Genomic DNA, 260 nt, shown 5'->3' on the forward strand with positions numbered 1-260 from the left:
GGCGACGGGTTCGGCCGCATCGCCGAGGGTGTGACGCGCCTGCGCGACCGCAATCGGGTACGGCCGGTGGTGGTGGCGCTGACCCCTTCTTTCGCCGAAAGCTGGCTGATGCCGCGCATCGGCGGTTTCTGGGCGTCGCATCCGGATGTCGAGGTGCGGCTGGTGCCCGGCATCGCGCTGGCCGATCTGCGCCGCGACGGGATCGATCTTGCGATCCGCTTCGGACAGGGGAACTGGCCGGGGCTCGAGGCCGAGCCCGT

General features: G+C 71.2%; 1 protein-coding gene. It reads left to right on the forward strand.

What is annotated here, in order from left to right; all coding sequences use genetic code 11:
• Positions 1 to 260: LysR substrate-binding domain-containing protein (locus JI666_RS21335; RefSeq protein WP_286171027.1), on the forward strand; the 260-nt coding region annotated here is incomplete at both ends.

Source organism: Bacillus sp. NTK071 (genome assembly GCF_017303315.1).
Lineage (GTDB): Bacteria > Bacillota > Bacilli > Bacillales > Guptibacillaceae > Guptibacillus.